Genomic DNA, 20,739 nt, shown 5'->3' with positions numbered 1-20,739 from the left:
GGGGTTTACCACAGGCCGAAGGGGTCGAAGACACCACCGCCGTTGCCGCCGTTGCGCTGCTCCTGCTGCTCCTGCTGCTGCTGCTGGCGCTGCTGCTCCTGCTGCTCGCTGTCGCTGCCCGACGAACCGTTGACGTCCGACTCGGCCTTGTCGAGCTTGACGTCGACGTCCATGACCTTGCCGTCGCGCACGATGGTCAGCTTGGCCGTCGAGTCCATCGCCGCCGCACGCACGAAGCCGAGCAGCGAATAGTTGTTCGTCACCGCGAGGCCGTCGTAGGCGACGATGACATCGCCCTTGACGATGCCGGCCTTCTCGGCGGGGCCGCCCGAGACGAGCGACTGCACTTCGACGCCGGCGCGCGTCACGCCGTCCGCGGTCACCGTCGTGTTCTTGATCGTGACGCCGAGCGCGACATGCTCGACCTTGCCGTTCTTGATGATCTCGTTCGCGACGCGCTTGACGAGGTTCGACGGGATCGCGAAGCCGATGCCAATCGATCCGGCGGTCTCCTCGCTGCTCGCCGTCGATGCGATCGACGAGTTGATGCCGATGACCTGGCCGGCCGCGTTGAAGGTCGGGCCGCCCGAGTTGCCCGGGTTGACGGCCGCATCGATCTGGATCGCGTTCGTCACGATCGTCTGGTTGTCCTCGTCCATCACCGAGACCGGTCGGTTGAGCGCGGAGACGATGCCGGTCGTCGCCGTGTCGTCGTAGCCGAGCGGGTTGCCGATCGCCATGATCGGCTCGCCGACGGCCACCTTTGCGGAATCGGCGAACTCGACCGCCGTCAGATCGGACGGCGGGTTCTTGAGCTGGATGACGGCGAGATCGGTCGTCGAATCGGTGCCGACGACATCGGCCTCGTACAGATCGCCGTTCGTCAGCGTCACGACGATGCTCTTCGCGCCGGAGACGACGTGGTTGTTCGTGACGATGTGGCCGTCCTTGTCGATGATCGCACCGGAACCCTTCGCCGTGCCTCCGTCGACGGTCGTCGAGATCGAGACGACGGCGTTCGAGACCTTCGACGAGACCGCCGTCCAATTCGGCGCCTCGCCGCCCTCGACGACGGCGCTGCCTTCAGAACTGCCCTGATTGGAGGAGATGGATGATATCGACGACGAGGTCGGCACCTTCACCCAGCCGTAGGCGAGCGCCGTCCAGCCGACGCCGAGGCACAGGATCGCGGTCACGACGGCGGCGACGACGCCGATGAGCACGCCGTGCGACTTCGTCTCCTCGCGGCCGATGTCGGTGTACGGGTTGTGCGGATCGCCGTCGCCGAACGGCGCGCCCGGCGACGTCGGGGCGCCCGGCGCGCCGGCGCCGCCGTCGTTGTTGCCCGCGCCGCTGTTCGCGGCGTCGAGGGGGACGTACGGCGAACGGCCGGCATGCGGCTGCTGGTTCGCGCCGGGTATGTTCTGGTTCTGGAACGGCAGCGCGAACGGCGACGTCGGCTGCGTCTGCTGATGGTCGGGCTGCTGCGTCGGCTGCGTCGGCTGCGGGTTCGGCGTCGTCGGCGCGTACGCCCCGTACAGCGGCGCCGAACGGTATCCCTGCGACGCCGGCTGCTGCGCGGGCTGCGCGCCGGCGGACGGGATCGGCGTCGTATGCGCGTCGTCGGCGTTCGGCGTCGCCGGCTGCAGCGGCGGCAGCGTATGCGTCGGCGCATCGTCCGAGGACGCGGACGCGTCCGGCTGCCGCGCCGGCGCCGCGTCGTCCGCCGGCGCATCGTTCGTATGTGCGGTGTTCGGCTGCGCGCCGTCGGAATCGCTCGTCTCCCACGGGTAACGGTTCTCGTCACTCATCTGTCTCTCCGTTCGTCACTCGGTGCATTGTCTACGTTCGTCACCGGTCATCGTAGTGCGCGGGCGGCGTGGCGCGCGGCGCTGTTCATCACCGGTAGAGGAATCTCTATCCACATAGTTAAAACGCGGCCGCTTGATGTTTCCTGAACGTCCGCTGAAAACTCGATTGCGCTTTGTCGAAAGATTCTTGAATCGGACGTCCTTTAGACATCGCGGCGGAGGATGCCCCGTAACCGTACGCCGAGCACGATATGGCACACGGCGGGCGAATCCACTCGCTACAGTGACGGCAACACGTCGTCCGTCTGACCGAATCGGCACGGGCGAACCATCCGGAGAAGGACGATGACGAACCATCCGGAGAAGGACAATGGCGATCCATCAAGGGAAGGATAATACTCATGGTGAGCAGATCAGGCCACACCGCGCAATCGCGGCGGCTACAACACAACACGACCGGCTTCGGCCGCATGCTCATGGTGCTCGTCGCGGTGCTCGCATCGGCGGCGATGGCGCTGCCCGCCGCGCTCATGTCCGCGATTCCAGCGGACGCCAAGGAGGTCTCGGGGCAGATCGAGACGCACGCGACGCTGTCCGAACACACCATCCAGGACACCGTCGCCGTGCAGCTCAACCTTGATTTCACGATTCCGAACCACACCGTGCACGCCGGTGACACAGCCACGCTCACGTGGCCGTCCGGATACGTGTCGTACACGACCGAACGCTTCGACGTGAAGGACGATGACGGAGGCGTCGTGGCCGTCGGCACATGCCAGCGCGGTGATTCGAAGGTCATCTTCACGTTCACCGACTATGTGGACAGCCACTCCAACATCACCGGCAACGTGGCGCTCGCGTTCATGGTGGACCAGGGGCACAAGCCGGAGAAAGGCAAGCAGCCGTTCAACCTCCAGTTCGGCGGACGGACGATTACCGGCGGCGATCTCGAATACATCGACATGTCACACGACGACAAGAACGAAAAGTTCGCCAAATACGGCTGGCAGCTTCCGGACACCCGGGACACGATCCAGTATGCGCTGCGCATCAACGGCGCAGGCGTGCCGACGATGAACAATCTGACGGTCACGGACACGCTCGGCACCCCGGGCACCTCGTATATCCGCGACAGCTTCCAGGTGCAGCGGGGCCATTTCATCATCGATGACGCCGGGCAGTTCGACCTCGACGGCGCGACCGACGTGACGGACCAATATCCGAAGCCGCAGTTCTCGGCGGACGGCAAGAGCTTCACGATGCAGCTGGGGAACCTCACCGACGGCGAAGGCCTGCTCGTGCTGTACCGGGTGCAGGCGAACTACACGCCGGCGAACGGCGAGGTGTTCGAGAACTCCGCGACGGCCACCTATGACGGCGACGAGGACGTCCCGCGCAGCTGGACCGTCAAATGGCAGTCCGCAAGCGGCATGGCCAACGGATACAACTACGCGATCGACCTGTCCAAATACGACGAGGACGGCGCCGCGCTCGCCGGCGCGCAGTTCACGGTGACGCGCGACCGCACGGGCGTCGTCGAGGGCACGATGACCACGGATGCGCAGGGCCACGCCAGCATCGGGAAGCTGCTCGCCGACGACTATACGATCACCGAGACCAAGGCCCCGGAAGGATATGACACGGCGGATCCAGTCCATGTGACCGAGGCCGATCTGCAGCATGCGCCGGCGAAGACCTTCGCCGTGCGGGTGACCGACAGGAGGACGGCGTACGCGATCCATCTGACCAAAGTCGACGCAGCCGATGCGAACACGAAGCTTGCGGGCGCCACATTCACGGTGACCGACGGCACGGGCTCCGTCGTGGGCACGATGGTCACCGGAGCCGACGGCACCGCATCATTGTCCGGATTGGCGTTGGACGACTACACGCTGACCGAGTCCAAGGCTCCGGAAGGATACAATCTGGACACCAAGCCGATCAGAGTGACGAAGGAGCAGCTGCGCAACGACGCACGCACCGCCGAAGTGACCGTGACGAACGCCAAGACGCCTACGGAGCCGACGCAGCCGACCGAACCGGACACACCGGATACGCCGGATACGCCGACCGAGCCCACGACTCCGACGAAACCGACCGTTCCCGCAACCCCGGCACAGCCGACTACGCCGACGCAGCCTCGCGCAGCGACGCCGACGCAATCACCACTGGCCAAGACCGGCGCAGGCATCGCCGCCATCATGGCAGCGGCGCTGGCGCTCGCGGCGGCCAGCGGCATCCTCTACCTGATCGCGCTGCGCAAACGCATCAGGTAACCCGCACCGAATGACGGATGTGGCCACGGTGGGCGCCGCCCACCGTGGCCACATCCGTATTCGCGCATACGACTATGCGGATTTTCCGGACGCGAGTCTCCTCGATACGCCGATCGATCAGGTCGATCCGGCGCACTGCGACGCGCGCACCGTATTCAATTCATGATGGTCTTCTACGCGGTGCGATACGAACGGTTCCGCACCGCCCTTCTCAACGGCTTGCTGCGGGGCGGGAACTCCAGCGCCGGCCGCGACGCCTCAAGCAGCTGAATGACGAGCGGATGGGCGCATAGAACGTTGCCCACGAGGATGCAGGCCCCTCATCCCGGTATCGCATCCGGCCAATCGGCGGCCCTCCCCTTTTCATCAAAGAAAAGATAGGAATGGTTTCGTCATGCAATCCTCCACGGCAAAACATCATCGACGATGAGATGGACGATGGGTCGAAACATCGGCCAGAGCGTATAACCCATGCCGATGGACAACCGCAGGCCCTAGAATTGCACGCATGACCAGCACGAGCATTCCAGCAGACAATACGATCACGAGCGCGCCGGCACCTCAGCTCGTCGAGCATCCGCGCGGCGCCGAAGCGGGCAAGCCGGGCGACCGCAGCGCCTTCCACTTCGAGCAGCTCACACGGCTGCCCGACGCCCCCGACGGCAAAGGCAAGGGCGGCGCGCGCTACGGACGCACCGGCATCCTGCACACGCCGCACGGCGACATCAGGACGCCCGCCTTCGTGCCGGTCGCCACGCAAGGCGCGATGAAGGCCGTGCTGCCCGAATCAATGGTCGATCTCGGCGCGCAGTGCCTGCTGTCGAACGCATTCCACCTGTACGAGCGCCCCGGCGAGGACGTGCTCGACGAGGCGGGCGGACTTGCGAAGTTCATGAACTGGAACGGCCCCACCTTCACCGATTCCGGCGGCTTCCAGGTGCTTTCGCTCGGCGCGGGCTTCAAGAAGACGCTCGCGATGGACGTGAAAGGCATGAAATCGGACGACGTCATCGCCGCAGGCAAGGAACGCATGGCCTTCGTCGACGAGGACGGCGTGACCTTCAAATCGCCGCTCAACGGTTCGCTGCACCGCTTCTCGGCGGAGATATCGATGAACATCCAGCACAAGATCGGCGCCGACATCATGTTCGCCTTCGACGAGCTGACGACGCTGATGAACACGCGCCGCTATCAGGAGAACTCGGTCGAACGCACCTACCGCTGGGCGCAGCGCTGCGTCGCCGAGCATGAACGGCTCACGGCGGAACGCGTCGGCAAACCCTATCAGGCGCTCTATGGCGTCGTGCAGGGCGCGAACTACGAGGATCTGCGGCGTCACGCGGCGCAGCAGATCGCGTCGCTCGACTTCGACGGCGTCGGCATCGGCGGCGCAATGGAGAAACGCATCATCGGCGACATCTGCGCATGGATCTGCGACGAGATGCCGCAAAGCCGCCCGCGCCATGTGCTCGGCATCGCCGCGGTGGACGACATCTTCGCATGCGTCGAGAACGGCGGCGACACCTTCGACTGCGTGGCGCCGGCGCGCTGCGGCCGCAACGGCGCGATCTTCACGCGCGACGGCCGCTACAACATCAAGCGCGCGCAGTTCAAGCACGACTTCGGCCCGCTCGAGGAGGGCTGCGGCTGCTACACGTGCACGCACTACTCGCGCGCCTACGTCGACCATCTGCTGCGTTCGCACGAGATGAACGGGTTCACGCTCGCGACGATCCACAACGAGTACTTCTTCGTGCATCTGCTCGACGACATCCGCGCATCGATCGACGGCGGCTACTTCGACGAGTTCCGCGACGAGACGCTCGCCCGCTTCTACGCGAACGGATCGCGCGGATGAACGCGAAGGCACGCACATCTATGAACCCCTTCGAAAAGGTCATGGCCACCATCGAGGGCGCCTGGGCGAAACGTCATGTGCATCTGATGCCCGAGCCCCCGGGCGAGCGCGTGGGCGACGCGTTCGCACATGCCGACGCCGAACCCAGCGCGGAAACGAGGCCGGCCAGCGACGATGACACGCTGAAGCTCATCGTCGTAGGCGATTCGATGGTGGCCGGATGCGGCGTCCCCGAACAGTCGCAGGGTTTCCCGGCGCAGCTGGCACGCGCGATGGCCAAGGCGAGCGGCAGGCACGTGCATTGGGCGGCCTACGGCAAGCTGGGGGCGACGATGCGCCGCGTGCGCTACCGTCTGCTGCCCCAGGTCAAGGCCGACGGCGGACGCGCGGACATCCTCGTGCTCTGCGCCGGGTCGAACGACATCATGGCGATGCGCAGCGGCAAGGAATGGGAAGCCGACCTGCGCGCCGCCGTGGCGGAGGCGAAGCAGCTCGCCGATCACGTCGTGACCCTGAGTTCGGGACAACCGCACAATTCACCGGTGCTCGGCAATGCGCTCAAGAAGGCGCTGCGCATACGCATCGCCGATCAGACGCGCATCAGCAGGCATGTGTGCGCCGACGAACATGTGCCCTACATCGCGCTCGCGTTCGCCCCGATCGGCGACCCCAAGGTCTTCTGGTCGCATGACGGCTTCCATCCGTCGGCGAGGGGATACGCAGTGATGGTGGGATACATCGTATCGGCGATGCGGCGGAACGGACTGCTATAGCCACAGCGGATATGGTCAGATACAGCGAATCCGCGTCCGGGCGGCGCAAAGCTTATCGCCCGGACGCGGATTCACGGATGCGACGAATCGGCCCGCCTTACTTGCTCACGAGGGAGATGCGCTCGCGGATGTGCGGATGGTCGGCGACGATTTCGTCGACGATGCCGATCGCGTAGTCGGCGTAGCTGATCTCGCTCTCACCGTTGGCGTTCAGCGTGAGGTCATCCCCGGCGAGCCGGTATTCGCCGGTGCGCTCACCATCGGCGACGAAGTCGGCGGCCGGGCTCACATAGGTCCACTCAACGTCGTCTCGCGAGCGCAGGCCGGCGAGCGCCTTGCCGTGCGCCGCCGAAACGCCCTTGTACGCTTCGGGGAAATCAGGCGTGTCCTCGAGCGCGATCTTCCTGCCGTCCGCGTCCACGAGCAGGCTGCCCGCGCCGCCGACGACGATGAAGCGCGCATCGGTGCCGGCGAGCAGATCGGCGACATGCGCGATCTCATGCGGCAGCTCGTCGAAGGTCTCCGGAGTCCACGTGCCGAAGGCGTTGACGACGACGTCGAATCCCTTCAGATCGTCCTTCGTCAGATCGAAGGCGTCCTTGATGATGGCGTGTGGCGCGGTCGTCTTGTTCTCGCCGCGCACGATGGCCGTCACGTCGAGGCCGCGGTCGACCGCCTCCTCGACAATCAGACGTCCTTCTTTGCCATTCGCCGCGATGACCGCAATCTTCTGTGCCATGATGATGTCCTTTCCAGCATTGACGTGCTTGCGTTCCCAGTTGTAACTTTATTTGTTACAACATGTTGATTGACAGTCAACCACCACTGTGATGTAATGTCAACTGTTACAACAACGCCCGGCGCGTCGCCAAGCGCCGCAACGATCGCCGAGAGCATCGAGGCACGAACGCCGACGACCGCGGACACAGGAAAGGAAACGGCCATGAGGGGAAACGGCATGCGGATATCGTCACGATTCCCGATCGCCGTGCACGTCATGCTGTGCATCGCGCATTTCGGGGCGACAAGCAAGGTGACGTCATCGTTCATCGCCGACAGCGTCAACGTCAATCCGGTGATCATCCGCCAGGTCATCGGCAAGCTCAAGGACGCCGGCCTCGTCACCGTGGACGCCGGTATCGGCGGGGCGCATGTCGCGCGGCCGCTGGAATCGATCACGCTGCTGGACGTCTACCGCGCGATCGAAGGCCCGGGCCGGCAACTGTTCGGATTCCACGACAACCCCAACCCGCAATGCCCGGTGGGCCGCAACATCCACACTCTGCTCGACGGCGAGCTTGACGCGGCGCAACACGCACTCGAAACGCAACTGGGGCAGACGACACTGGCCCAGCTCAACGACCGTCTCGATACGCTGACCAAGGAATGACCCCAAGGCGACGCACCCCGCAACACGCCGAGTTGCGCACATGCGACGCATGGTGTAAATTCGATGTTTGTCTGCGAGCGTGGCGGAATGGTAGACGCGCTGTCTTCAGGTGGCAGTGAGCTCATGCTCGTGCGGGTTCAAGTCCCGCCGCTCGCACTCTTCTTTTTCTCTGATTTCACGGTATTTTTCCAGTGTTCCAACGGTTTTCGCGGCACATCGAAGTTCACGATGAATCACGATAGATCATCGTCGTTCACTCGATTTGTGGGCAAGAGATGGGCACGGAACACAGTACACGGCTGTTGAACGCAAAAATCGCCCGGCTCTGCCCATCTGCTCAAGATAGGCAGAGCCGGGGGTATAGACCGGAAAGGGCACCTTGGCGCGCTGGCGTGGAATTCGTTCCAACCGATGCTGTTGAACGGGGACCAGATCCGGATCGCACTTCAGGTTTCGCAGGCGCCAATGCATACCCCCGCCCGCCGAATGCATAACTCAGCTTTTCACCCAACAAGACGAGTTATGCGGCCACGGGACCGGCCATGTCTCCGCCCATCCCCCAGATCAGCACAAATGCGCACACACCCGCCGCATATGCGCGCATGACCTTTCAATACGGACCAAAACCGCTCATTGCCACCATGCATCCATAACCCAGACCAATATCCGCCGCCTCATAAGTCGGTTGCTTGGACGAACAATCGACTTATGCGGGCGGCGGGATGCCGATACAGCGGCGCGCACGGCAATGCAAGCGTCGGCGAGGATGGCCATACGAACCGAGACGCGCACGGCCATGCAGCAGCCGACATGCATGGCCGCCGCGAACGAGCCATCGCCCCGCGCGGCGCACGCATCACGCGAATCCGGCCACTTCCAAGACCCGCCCCATACTCCCTGACCCCCTCCGCAGTTACGATGGCGGCATGAATCCTGCGAAAATCGCGCGCTTCGGCGACAGTGAACGGTACTTCATCTGTCCGATCTGCCACGACGCGCTGCACCTGGACGGCACAAGCCTGCGCTGCGCCGACCGCCACACCTTCGACATCGCGAAACAGGGCTACGTCAACCTCATGCCCGCCGCGAAACAGTCGCCGTTCTACAACAAGGAATCGTTCGCGAACCGCGCGCGCATCCTCGAAGCCGGCTACTACGACCATATCCGCGACGCCGTGCTCGACGCCATCCCCTCCGCCGCGGACTTCGCCGGCCCATACAGCGGCGAGCGCCCCGCGATCCTGGACGTCGGCTGCGGCGAGGGCTTCTACTCACGCGCCGTGCAGCGCGCAAACCCGCAAGTCGACGTGCTCGCCTTCGACATCTCGAAGGATTCGATCCAGCAGGCGGCACGCGAGGACACGGGCATGGCCGTCAAATGGTTCGTCGGCAACCTTGCCGACCTTCCGGTGCGCGACGGCGCAATCGACTGCGTCCTTGATGTCTTCTCCCCGATAAACACCGCGGAATTCCACCGTGTCATGAAGGACGACGCCGTCGTGGTCAAAGTGGTCCCCGGCACGCATCACGATGAACAATTACGCGAGCTCGCGCGCGAACAGCTGCGGAACACCGACTATTCAAACGAACACGTAATCGAACAGTTCTGCGGGCATTTCGACGTGCTGAGCATGCGCACCGTCTCGCAGACCCTCGCAATGCCACCCGCCGACGTGAGAACCTTCGCTCATATGACCCCGCTGCTGTTCAACGCCGACATTGACGCGCTTGATCTCACACAGATCAGCGAACTGACGATTGAAGCACGCATAATAGTCGCGAGGAAATAATTTTCCCAAATCGCGCGTGTGTTATTTTCGCTTCCCCTATGATGGATTTTGCTGTTAGAGAAGAACAGCGGCGACGTCAGCCGCCACACAAAGACCACTGAAGGGGGTCCATATGACACAGGGAAAGCATGCGCGTCCGCGCGGCAAAGAGCAGAACAACCCGTTCCCGACGATGAAGGCGGTGAACGGCACGGTGGCCACGATGGCCGCCATCGCCACGCTCGGCGCGCCGATGGTCGCCATGGCCGACGAGCCCTCGGCGCCGCAGCAGCCGGAAAACCAGACACAACAGCAAGCTGCGACCAGCGCGGTGCAGCAGGCGCAGGCGGCCGTGGACGCCGCCAAGGAAGGCGTGATTCAGGCGCAGGAAACGCAGAAGAACGCCGAAGGCGCCGTCTCGGACGCGAACGGCGAGGTCGATCAGGCGAATGCGGCGGTGCAGGACGCGCAGCAGGCCGTCGACGACGCGATCGCCAACGATCCGAACACGGCCGCCGCACAGGACGCGCTCGACGAAGCCAACACCAAGCTCGGCGAAGCCTCCGACCATCTGCAGAACGCCATGGCCGTGCAGACGCAGACGACGGATGCGCTCAAGCAGGCGCAGGACACGGAAACGGCGGCCAAGGCGGACGAGTCGGCGGCACAGGATGCCGTGGACGAACAGCAGACGAAGGTGGACGGACTGCAGCAGCAGGTGGATGCCACCGATATGGACGCGCTCGAGCAGGATGCGGACGGCACCGCGACGGCGGCGACGGCGGCGAATGACGCAAGCGCGGACGCCGCCAAGCAGGCCGCAGCGGCGCAGCAGAAGACCGACGCCGCCAAGCAGCAGCTCGACGAAGCGGAGCAGATCGCCGGCGACGCCACGGATCCGGCGAAGGTGGAGCAGGCGAAGCAGGACGCCGCCAGCACGGTCGTGAAGTACGACGAGGCGCTCAAGCAGGCGCAGGAGGCGAGTTCGCAGGCCGATCAGGCCAACGCCGAACTCAGCGACGCGAACCACACCTATCAGAACGCCCACAACGCTCTGCTGGATGCACGCAATGACGCAAACGCCGCCAAGCAGGAACTCGACAAGGCGAACGCGACGCTCGCCGCCGCCGAACGCGACGAGTCCACGACGGCGCAGGCGCTCGCCGACGCCGCAGCCGCGAAGAGCGACGCCGAGCAGAAGGTGGCGGCCGCCGAGCAGCAGATGAAGGACACGCAGGCGGCAGCCGACAAGGCCGCACAGGACAAGGTGGCGGCCCAGCAGAAGCTCGAGGCCGCGCAGAAGGCCGTGGACGACGCGACCAAGGCGGCGGCCGCCGCGACCGAGCTCGAGCAGAAAGGTGCGCTCGGCTGGTTCGAGTATCGCAACGCGACGCTCGCACAGCAGGTGCTGCTGGATCCGGCGCTGAGCACCAAGAACCCGAACAAGCCGACCGAGATCGCGCCGGCTGACGGCGGATCGTGGCTGCAGTACACGCAAATCGGGAATCCGAAGGACGCCACGAGCCTGGACAACATGCTTCAGGCCGTGGCGCTCATTCAGGAACTCAACCAGCTGCGCGCCGGCGAAGGTCTTGCACCGCTGAAGATCTCGGATGCCGCAATGGCCGCCGCGATGGTACAGGCGAATGCGGCGACGAAACTCGTCATGCAGCATAACCAGGTACTGACGGACAACCTCTCGCTCTCCGAGAATCTGGCGTGGGGGTACCGCGATCCCCTTGCCGGCTGGTGGACTGAGGAGAAAGCCATCTATGAGGACGCCCTCGCCAGCGGCAAGTATCCGGGTCTCGAATCGATGACCCCGTATCAAATCAGCATAACGTACCCTGATCTCTACCCCACCATCGGCCACTACCTCAACTGCTCGAATCCCAATGCAGTCGCCACCGGCATGGGCATCAGCCAGTATCCGGCCAATGGCGCCATGGTGCCGACCTCCGCCATGGAGAACAGCAGCTCCAACATCATCCGCTATGACGGCGTCGACGACACGACGCCCACCGATGCGGACGTCTACCAGCAGGAGCTGCAGGAGTACGTCGACTCCATCCGCAACGCGCAGCAGAAGCTCAAGGACGCGCAGGATGCGCTCGCGAGTGCGCAGGAAGCCGTGGAGGCCGCGAACAAGGCGGCCGATGCGGCGGATCAGGCCAGCAGGCAGGCGGCCGCCGACCTCCAGACGGCGCAGAGCGCGCAGTCGGACGCCGAACAGGCCTACGACAGCGCGCTGACGAAGCACACCGATGCGCAGCAGGCCAAGGCGGACGCACAGAAGGACGCGGCCGAGCAGGAAGCCAAGTACACGCAGGCCTCCGAAGCGCTCGATGCCGCACAGACGGCCTACGATGCCGCCGAAGCCGCGTTCGCCGCCGCACAACGCAAGGCGGACGACGCCTCGAAGGCGCTCGACCAGGCGAACCAGAACGCCGACGCGGCCAAGACCGCCAAGGATGATGCGGCGAACAAGTACGCCGCGATGCAGGACGCCAAGGCGAATCTGGACAAGGCGCAAACGGCCTACGACGCGGCGAAGCAGGCAAGCGACGCGGCGGCCGCCCAAGCGGCCGACAAGGCCGCCGAGGCGGCGCAGGCGCAGCAGGCGGCCGACGCGGCGGCCGCGAAACTCGCGGACGCCAAGCAGACGGTCGCCGATCTGCAGGAGGCCAAGGACGAGCTCGCCAGGCGCAATCAGGCGCTCGCGGACGCCACGGACACCGTCGCGAAGGCCGGCGAAGCGGTCGCCGCGGCCCAGCAGGACGCCGACGCAGCCAAGGCCGCCGTCGATGACGCCCAGCAGGCCAAGGATGCCGCCGATGCGGCCGTCAAGGCCGCCGAGTCCGCGCTTGACGAAGCCCGGAAGAACGTGGGCAACACACCCGCCGTCCAGGAGGCGCAGGCCAAGCTCGACGAGGCCAAGCAGGCGGCCGCGGACGCCCAGGCCCGGCTCGACGCGGCACAGGCCTCGCTTGCCGACGCCCAGCAGGCGCTCAAGGACCGTCAGGAAGACCTCCGCCTCGCCGAGATCGCGCTCGAAGCCGCGGTCAAGGCCGAGCAGCAGCCGACGACGCCGACCGACCCGTCGAATCCGACGACTCCGACCGCGCCGGCGACTCCCGGCGCGGCAGTCTCCACCGGCAGCACCGGCACCACCGGCAGCACCATCACAGCCGCTGCGACGTCCGACGCGACATCCCGGGCGCCGCAGTCGGTGCAGGTCGCGAACGCCGCCAGCGGCAAGCTCGCCGCCACCGGCGCAAGCACCGGCGCCGTGCTCATCACGGCGTTCACGCTCGCGTTCGTCGGCGGTGTCGCCACGCTGAGCGCACGTCGCCGCGAGGAGTGAAGACGCATGATCGTCCGCGCTGACGGCGAGCGTAACGCGCCATCAGCGACGCGTATCGAATGAGCCGAATAAAGCGAGTGGCGGCCGGAATCCATGGAGATTCCGGCCGCCACTCGCTTATGTCCGGCGTCATCGATGCACGCGGTGACGCGTCGGCGCATCAGTCGTGCGGGCGCGTGTTGAGGCGATGATAGTAGAAGATCGCCGCGCAGCAGCACACGAGGGACGCCACATTCGTCACGAGTTCGATCCACCACAGCACCTGCGTCCAGCCGTTGCTGAGCGGGCCGAAGATGCCCGGCAGCGTCACGAGCCAGCTGACGATGATGAACACGAACACCCAGATGCCCCATTGCTGACCCTTCTGCTGGTCGTAGAGGTGCTCCGGCGTCAGCTCGAAATTCGGTTTGTTGTTGTACACGGCGAACACGCCGAACACGAGCAACGCGATCAATACGATCACATTGAGCACGGTCATCGTCACGTTCTGCGCCGTCGAGAGCATAATCGATCCTTTCTCTGCAGTCCCGCCCTCAGGCCGCCTCGCCCGCAGGCCTTCGGCACGCCTCAGGCAATCGTCCACGATTGTATGGCCGCGCGCACGGCGACGACCCTCGATTATGCAACCGGCACACCCATGAGCGCGACGGCCGCTACCGCACGAGGAACGACATCACGATGATGAGCGCGAAGCCGACCCAATCGGTGCCGGAGAACACGGCGCCGGTCCACATGACGGCCGTGATCGTCGCCATGACCGGCTCGATCGTGCCGAGCATCGTCGCGCGCATCGAGCCGATGCGCACGACGCCGGCCATGTACAGCCAGAACGCGACGAAGGTGCCGACGACGATCGTGAACAGCAGCAGCCCCCACCCGCGCGCGTCGAGCTGCGGCACGTCCTTCCACGGCTGCACGAAGGGCGTGAGCAGCAGCCCGGACAGCAGGAACGTGATGCCGTTGACGACGAAGTTGCCGTACTTCGCGATGAGCATGACCGGGATGATCGCGAGGCACGCGCACGAGAACGCGTCCGCAAGCCCCCACAGCAACCCCGGCAGCGGCAACGCGAGCGAGCTGACGTTGCCACCGGTCGCGAGCAGCCACACGCCTGCGAACGCGAGCGTCACGCCGACGATCTCCTTGGCCGTCGGCCTGCGTCTGCCGCGCACGCACACGTAGACGAGCACCATCAGCAGGTTCACCGTCTGCAGCACCGTCGCCGTGCCCGCGTTCGTCCAATGGATCGAGAACAGGTACGCGACCTGCACGAGCGTGACGCAGGTGAGCGCCGTGACCAGATACATCGGGTATTCGCGCACGCTTTTCACGGCTTCGACGAGCGCATGCCGCGACCCGACCGCCGCGCAGCCGAGGAAGATGAGCCCGGCGACGATCTCCCTGACGCAGGCGAGCCACAGCGGCGCGATGTGGTACCCCTCCATCAGGATCTTCGACACCGACCCGTTGACGCCCCACAAGGCGCCCCCGAGCAACGTGCACAGCACGCCGGTCATCATCCGCCGCGGCGTCTGCTCGAGGGACCGCGTGGCGACCGTCTCGTCGGCGAGCGTCTGCGCGGCGTCGGCGCATTCCTCATGCGCCGACCGGCTCAGCAGGTCCTGCACCTGCTCCTGCGCGCTGCGGCCACCGCCGGCCGCGCCGCCGGCGCCGTCCCGATCACCATGTGCGTTCCGCGTCACTGTACGCCCCGCTTTTATGCTCATGCGCGGCCGTCGCCGACGCGCGCGCCGCTGTTTCCGAGGCGATTCTAACGCATCTGGCGGCCGGCGGCGCTACGGCAGCACCGTCACCGTCTCCTCCGACTGCAGCCAACGGAAGATCCGCTGCAGATACGGCGCCACGACGGCGTTCGGCATCGAGAAGATCTCATGGACCGAATCCTCGATGCGCACCTTGCTGATGCGGCCGCTGTCACGTCCCACACGCTGCACGAAGGCGTCCTGCGCCGGATTGCTGACCCAGTGGTCGCGTCCCGACTGGAACAGCAGCACCGGCACGTCGATGCGTTCGCACATGTCCGGATCAAGGATGGCGCGCGAGATGCGCACGGCCTGACGCACCCATTCGTTCGCGGCCGCCGTCGTCCGGTAGTGCGTGTCCGCGATGCGCAGCTCCTTGTACCATTCGAGCCGCCCGGCGCACGCCCCCTGCTCGTCGCGCCAATCGATGACCGGCGTGAACCCGTGCTGCCCCGGCGCCATCGACTTCGCGCGCCCGAGGTCGCACGCCGCGCCGCACACGGCGGCAGCAAGCCAGTTCGGCGCGCCGGTGTTCGCCTTGATCATCGGCGACGAGAGCACGGCCCTGGCCACGATGTTCGGACAGCGTTCGAGCATCGCCGCCGCGATGCCGGCGCCCATCGAATGCGCGAACAGCGTGGGCCGTCCGCCGCGCGCGTAGGCGCCGCCCACCTCCTTCGTGAACTTCGCGAGATCGGCGACGTAGCGGCGCCAATCGTCGATGTAGACGATCTGGTCGTCTTCCACGTCGCGCGCCGAATAGCCGTGCCCGCGGTGCTCGAGCACGCAGACCGAGAAGCCTGCGAGCAGGAAGTACCACACGAGCTCGCCGTATTTGGCCGCGAATTCAGAGAAGCCATGGGAGAACACGACGGCGCCGTGGTTCTCGCGCGACGCGCCGGGGATGCCGAGCCGGTGGAACTCGTCCACGTCGTAGCACACGTAATGCAGCCTGCCGAACCTGCGCAGCCGCGGCAAAGGGCGCCCCGCCCAATCCTCGTGCGCCGGTTCCATGTATCCCTCATGCGCGCATGTGCCCGTGGCGGGAAGCACCGTCCTCGCCATCGCCTGCCGCACATGCCGTTCGTCGACCATCGCGATTTCCATACCGACCATCCTAAGCACCGCCGCCGCACGCCCGGACGCGTTCACGCGCTCGACGTACCGCGCGGCCGGTCGCGCATCCCCCGATTGTGCGTTCCCTACAAAGCACGGCCGGCGTGTGTTGTCGATTCATACGACGCGCACGTTCCCTACGGTACCGTAGGATGGCCGATGCGGCCGCGAAAGCCGCCTGAACAAGGCCGATACGAAGGATTCCCCCATGCTCACCGAGTACACGACGCCGGGCCATGCGCTCACCGTACGCGACAATGAAACGATCTACACGTTGCTGACCGACCGCCTCGAGCGTTCCGGCGCCGATTCCCCGCTCACCGAGAACAAGGAGCCCGACGGCTCGTGGAGCACGCTCACCGCCGGCCGGTTCAACGACGAGGTCCGCGCGATCGCGAAGGGCCTGATCCAGTTCGGCGTCGCGAAGGGCGACGCCGTCACGATCTTCTCAGCGACGCGCGTGGAATGGGGTCTGCTCGACTTCGCGCTCGCCGCCGTCGGCGCCGTGACGGTGCCGATCTACGACACCGATTCGGCGATCCAGGCCGAGCGCATCCTCAACGATTCCGATGTGAAGCTGGCGATCGCCGACAATCAGGAGCGATTCGACCGCCTCGACTCCGTCTTCGACCATTGCCCGGGCCTCGAACGCATCCTGATGCTCGACGCGGACGCGATCGCCGCGCTCAAAGGCCTCGGCGTCATGGTCTCCGACGAGGAGCTCGACGAGCGCATCGCCGGCGTCGGCGCCGACGACCTGGCGACGATCGTCTATACGTCGGGCTCCACCGGCGCGCCGAAGGGCGCCGAGCTGACGCACCGCAACTTCGTGAGCATCACGCGCGCGGCCGCGGAATGCGTCCCGGAGATGCTCGAAGGCGACGCGCGCCTGCTGCTGTTCCTGCCGCTCGCCCACTGCTTCGCCCGCTTCATCCAGTACTTCGTGTTCACCTCCGACGCCGGCGTCATCGGCTATCTGCCGAGCACGAAGACGCTGCCGCACGACATGCGGGTGTTCGAGCCGACCTTCGTGCTGTCGGTGCCGCGCGTGTTCGAGAAGGTCTACAATGCGGCGTCGCGCAAAGCCGGCACCGGCTTCAAGGGCCGCATCTTCGCGAAGGCGGCCGAGTCGGCGCGCGACTGGAGCGAGATGGCGCAGCAGGGCGCAACGCCGGACGCGAAGCAGCGCGCCGAGCATGCGCTCTACGAACGTCTCGTCTACAGTTCGATCCGCGGCGCCTTCGGCCCGCGCATCAAGTACCTCGCATGCGGCGGCGCGCCGCTCGACCGCCGTCTGGCCACGTTCTTCAACGGCATCGGCCTGACGATGATCCAGGGCTACGGCCTGACCGAGACGGCGGCGCCCTTCGCGTTCACGCGTGTCCACGACAACGTCATCGGCACCGTCGGGCAGCCGGTGCCCGGATCGTCGGTGCGCATCTCGCCTACCGGCGAACTCGAGGTCAAGGGCCAGAACGTCTTCCGCGGCTACCACAACCTCCCCGGGAAGACGGCCGAGACCTTCGCCTCCGACGGCTGGCTGAGGACCGGCGATCTGGCGACGCTCGACGACGAAGGACACATCACGTTGACCGGCCGCGCGAAGGACATCATCATCACGGCCGGCGGCAAGAACGTCGCGCCGATCCCGATGGAGCAGGAGATCGCCACCTGCCCGATCGTCGAACACGCCGTCATTGTCGGCGACAACCGCCCGTTCGTCGGCGCCGTCGTCACGCTCGACAAGGAAGGCTTGGAGGGCTGGCTGCCGACGCAGAAGCTGCCGGCGGACCTCACTCTCGAACAGGCCGCGGGGCTGCCGGAGGTCGCCGCCGAGATCCAGAGGTACGTCGACCGCGCGAACGCCGAGGTCTCCCGCGCCGAGTCGGTGCGCAGGTTCATCGTGCTGCCGGTCACGTTCACGCAGGACAACAAGTGCCTGACGCCGTCGATGAAGGTCGTGCGCCCGAAGGTCAACGAGGTCTTCGCCGAGGCGATCGCCACCGGCATCTACGGCGCCGGGCGCTGAGCCGCGCGTCCCTCAGCGCCCGAGCGAGCGCTTGAGGAAGTCGCGCTGGAGCAGCAGCAGGTTGCGCGCGACGGTCGGGTCGTTCGTCATATGCGTGATGCCGGTCAGCGGCAGGAAGGTGTGGTCGCGCCCGGCCGCCATCAGCGCGTGGCTCAGCCGCAGCGAATGCGCGATCGTCACGTTGTCGTCGGCGAAGCCGTGGATGAGCATCAGCGGACGGCGCAACGCCGGCGCGTCCGCGATGATGCCGTTGCGCGCGTAGTCGGCCTCGTCGAGGCCGAGGTAGCGCTCGGTGTAGCAGGTGTCGTACAACGTCCAGTCGGTCGGAGGAGCGCCGGCGCACGCGGCCGCGAAGACGTCCGGCGCGTCGAGCACGGCGAGCGCGGACAGGAAGCCGCCGTACGACCATCCGATCATCGCGACGCGGTCGAGTTCGGGACGCGGCAGCCCATGCGCGCGGGCGCCCGACGCATGCCTGCCGTAGGCGGACGCGTCGTTGATGCGGCGCACCGCGTCGTCGAGCGCGTGCACGGCGTCGACCTGATCCTCCAACGTGACCTGTTTCAGCGCCTTGTACACCTCACGGTCCCACGACGGCCCGCGGCCCGTCGTGCCGCGGCCGTCGACGATGACGACGAGGTAGCCCTGCTCGGCCCACCATTGCGCGTCCCAGTACGCGGACTGGCTCATCGTGACCTCCTGGAAGCCGGGGCCGCCGTAGGGATGCATGAGCACCGGCAACGTGCGCGCGTCCGCGTATTGCGCGCCGGTAGGCGCGACGATCGCCGCATGCAGCCCGCGTTCGCCGAGCCGCACGAAGCGCACGTTGATGTCGAGCCCCGGCGTCGCCGCGTTGTTGGCGACGGCGACGGCCTCGCCGCGGTAGTAGTGCGTCATCCGCGCACGCGGATCGGCCATGTCGCGGCCGGTGACGACGAGGCCGTCGCCGGCGCGCGTCGCGCTCCACACGCCCGGTTCGTCGGTGACCGGGTACACGTTGCCGTCGTAGTCGAAGGCGACCACGTCGAAGCTGCGGGCGTCGTGGTCGGCGGCCGTCGGCATCCACTGCTTCGGCACATCGGGCGCCTGTTCGGGCGAGCGCTGCACGATGCACATGACCGTCTCGTCGTCGGCGTCGAGCACGGAGCGCACCTGCCAGCCAACCGGCGTGAACGGGCGGCCGTCGATGGTCAGGCGGTTCGTGTCGTTCGCCATGTCGTTGATCGAGCAGATTAGCGCGCCGGACGGCGTGTAGGCGGGAGTGCCGCCGATGAGGTCGATCCACTGGCCGTTGCTGTGCGTCTCGAGCACGGTGACCGGCATCAGCGGCACGACGCCGTCCTCGAGGGGCGCCAAGCGTTTCCAGTCCTGTTCCTTCGGCACGTCGACGCGCAGGATCTGCTCGTGCTGCTGAAGGCGGTCGAGGACGCGCAGCAGCGGCATATGGCCGATGTCCCAACGCACGACGGCCAGATATTCGTAGGTGTCGTTGTCCCAGTCGACGAGCGCCGTGCGTTCCGTGTTCAGCCGGTCGCCGTCCAGATGCACGGCGTAGAGCTCGACGATCGCGTTGCGCGTGAGCGCGCGCGGATAGCGATGGTCGATCCCGCGGCGCTCCGGATGGGCCGGGTCGCTGATCGTCCACAGCGGCTCAGGCGAGGCGTCGAAGCGTTCGACGAGCAATGTGCGCGAATCGGGCCCCCACCAGAAGCCGTCATAACGGTCCATCTCCTCGGCCGCGGCGAACTCGGCGACGCCGGCGCGCACGTCAGCGCGCTCGCCCCGCGGCACCGCATAGGCGACGCCCGCCTCGCCGGTGGCGACGTCGACGACGATGACGGCCGCGCCGGTCGAATAGGCGACGCGCGTGCCGTCGGGGCTCACATGCGGGTTGAGGATCGGACGGAGCGGCTCGTCGGCGGAGCCATGCACGTCGAGCGCATGGGTGTCGGCGGCCGCGGCATCGGCGTTGAGCGCGGAGACGAACAGCTGGTCGTTGATCGTGAAGACGACGACGCGGCCGGCCGCGTCGACCGAGTAGGAGACGATGCCGCTGCCGCCTTCACGCGCGCGTTCGCGACGGGCGCGTTCGGCCGCGGGAACGTCCTCGTCGTCGGCGTCGGCGAGCAGCGCGCGCGGATCGGCGAGCAGCGTCTCGGTGCCGTCGGCCTCGCCCATCCACAGCGACGTCACCGTGTCCTCGGCGCCGTCGGAGCGCAGGAACAGCATGCGGGAGCCGTCGCCCAGCAGCTGCGGCGAGCGCGGGGCGCCGCAGCTGAAGCGCAATGTGCGCGCCTTCGCGGCGGCGTAGTCGGGGATCGAGGAATCGGCGGACAGGGCGTCATTCGTGTGCACAGTGGTTTGCGTCATACCGCCTTACGCTAGCACCGTAACCCTGCGCATTGGCTGAACGCGCGCCGGCGCGCATGACGGACCGGATGCGCGCCGGCCGCGTAGGTCATCGCATATCCGTATAAAGGATGGGAACAGACGTATTCATATATCATGAGTCATATGCGACCCATGGCGCACGGCGCGCCATGCGGTGCTGTCCACGGCGACGTCCGACGCGGCGGCCGCTCGCCCGGTG

General features: G+C 66.3%; 14 protein-coding genes and 1 tRNA gene. 9 read left to right on the top strand and 6 right to left on the bottom strand.

The features are described from left to right. Positions 1–5: 5 nt before the first annotated feature. Complete coding sequence (locus D2E22_RS02970; protein WP_126031645.1) at positions 6–1,811, bottom strand: S1C family serine protease; 1,806 nt, start codon at positions 1,809–1,811, stop codon at positions 6–8. Positions 1,812–2,212: 401 nt separating this feature from the next. On the opposite strand from D2E22_RS02970, the gene D2E22_RS02965 reads away from it, so the two are divergent. The 4 genes from D2E22_RS02965 to D2E22_RS02955 all read left to right on the top strand — a co-directional run bounded on the left by D2E22_RS02965 (position 2,213) and on the right by D2E22_RS02955 (position 6,718). Then, complete coding sequence (locus D2E22_RS02965; RefSeq protein ID WP_126031644.1) at positions 2,213–4,087, top strand: SpaA isopeptide-forming pilin-related protein; 1,875 nt, start codon at positions 2,213–2,215, stop codon at positions 4,085–4,087. 19 nt (positions 4,088–4,106) lie between these two features. After that, the gene (locus D2E22_RS10475) at positions 4,107–4,253 is read left to right on the top strand and encodes a hypothetical protein (protein WP_164518395.1); all 147 of its coding nucleotides are present in this window, start codon (positions 4,107–4,109) and stop codon (positions 4,251–4,253) included. Between the two features lie 342 nt (positions 4,254–4,595). Next, positions 4,596–5,945 (top strand): tRNA guanosine(34) transglycosylase Tgt, encoded by a 1,350-nt coding sequence (gene tgt / locus D2E22_RS02960; protein ID WP_126031643.1) that lies wholly within the window; start codon positions 4,596–4,598, stop codon positions 5,943–5,945. 20 nt (positions 5,946–5,965) lie between these two features. Then, on the top strand, positions 5,966–6,718 hold the full coding sequence (locus D2E22_RS02955; protein ID WP_164518394.1) for an SGNH/GDSL hydrolase family protein: 753 nt from the start codon (positions 5,966–5,968) through the stop codon (positions 6,716–6,718). Between the two features lie 97 nt (positions 6,719–6,815). On the opposite strand, the gene D2E22_RS02950 is transcribed toward D2E22_RS02955, so the two are convergent. Further along, positions 6,816–7,457: an NAD(P)-dependent oxidoreductase gene (locus tag D2E22_RS02950; protein WP_126031641.1), complete on the bottom strand. Its 642-nt coding sequence runs from the start codon at positions 7,455–7,457 to the stop codon at positions 6,816–6,818. 204 nt (positions 7,458–7,661) lie between these two features. Between D2E22_RS02950 and D2E22_RS02945 the strand changes: the two genes are divergently transcribed. The 4 genes from D2E22_RS02945 (at position 7,662) to D2E22_RS02930 (ending at position 13,241) form a co-directional block, all read left to right on the top strand. After that, on the top strand, positions 7,662–8,108 hold the full coding sequence (locus D2E22_RS02945; protein ID WP_241218143.1) for an Rrf2 family transcriptional regulator: 447 nt from the start codon (positions 7,662–7,664) through the stop codon (positions 8,106–8,108). A 73-nt stretch (positions 8,109–8,181) separates the two neighbouring features. Next, positions 8,182–8,264 (top strand) — tRNA-Leu (locus tag D2E22_RS02940). A 770-nt stretch (positions 8,265–9,034) separates the two neighbouring features. Beyond that, positions 9,035–9,898, top strand: coding sequence for a putative RNA methyltransferase (locus tag D2E22_RS02935; protein ID WP_126031640.1), 864 nt, complete (start codon positions 9,035–9,037; stop codon positions 9,896–9,898). Positions 9,899–10,010: 112 nt separating this feature from the next. Beyond that, positions 10,011–13,241, top strand: coding sequence for a CAP domain-containing protein (locus tag D2E22_RS02930; protein ID WP_126031639.1), 3,231 nt, complete (start codon positions 10,011–10,013; stop codon positions 13,239–13,241). A 160-nt stretch (positions 13,242–13,401) separates the two neighbouring features. Here D2E22_RS02930 and D2E22_RS02925 read toward each other — a convergent pair whose 3' ends face one another. The 3 genes from D2E22_RS02925 to D2E22_RS02915 form a co-directional block, all read right to left on the bottom strand. Beyond that, complete coding sequence (locus D2E22_RS02925) at positions 13,402–13,746, bottom strand: hypothetical protein (RefSeq protein WP_126031638.1); 345 nt, start codon at positions 13,744–13,746, stop codon at positions 13,402–13,404. Between the two features lie 148 nt (positions 13,747–13,894). Then, the gene (locus tag D2E22_RS02920; RefSeq protein ID WP_241218172.1) at positions 13,895–14,761 is read right to left on the bottom strand and encodes a DMT family transporter; all 867 of its coding nucleotides are present in this window, start codon (positions 14,759–14,761) and stop codon (positions 13,895–13,897) included. Between the two features lie 276 nt (positions 14,762–15,037). After that, on the bottom strand, positions 15,038–16,111 hold the full coding sequence (locus D2E22_RS02915) for an alpha/beta fold hydrolase (protein WP_126031636.1): 1,074 nt from the start codon (positions 16,109–16,111) through the stop codon (positions 15,038–15,040). Between the two features lie 217 nt (positions 16,112–16,328). Here D2E22_RS02915 and D2E22_RS02910 point away from each other — a divergent pair, with 217 nt between their 5' ends. Next, positions 16,329–18,149: an AMP-dependent synthetase/ligase gene (locus D2E22_RS02910; RefSeq protein WP_126031635.1), complete on the top strand. Its 1,821-nt coding sequence runs from the start codon at positions 16,329–16,331 to the stop codon at positions 18,147–18,149. A gap of 12 nt (positions 18,150–18,161) precedes the next feature. Here D2E22_RS02910 and D2E22_RS02905 read toward each other — a convergent pair whose 3' ends face one another. Then, a complete protein-coding gene (locus D2E22_RS02905; RefSeq protein WP_126031634.1) occupies positions 18,162–20,519 on the bottom strand; it encodes a prolyl oligopeptidase family serine peptidase in 2,358 nt (785 codons plus the stop codon). Between the last annotated feature and the right edge of the window lie 220 nt (positions 20,520–20,739).

The sequence above is a fragment of the Bifidobacterium castoris genome, assembly GCF_003952025.1.
GTDB classification, from domain to species: Bacteria; Actinomycetota; Actinomycetes; order Actinomycetales; family Bifidobacteriaceae; genus Bifidobacterium; species Bifidobacterium castoris.
This window is presented reverse-complemented; position numbering and strand designations above follow the sequence as displayed.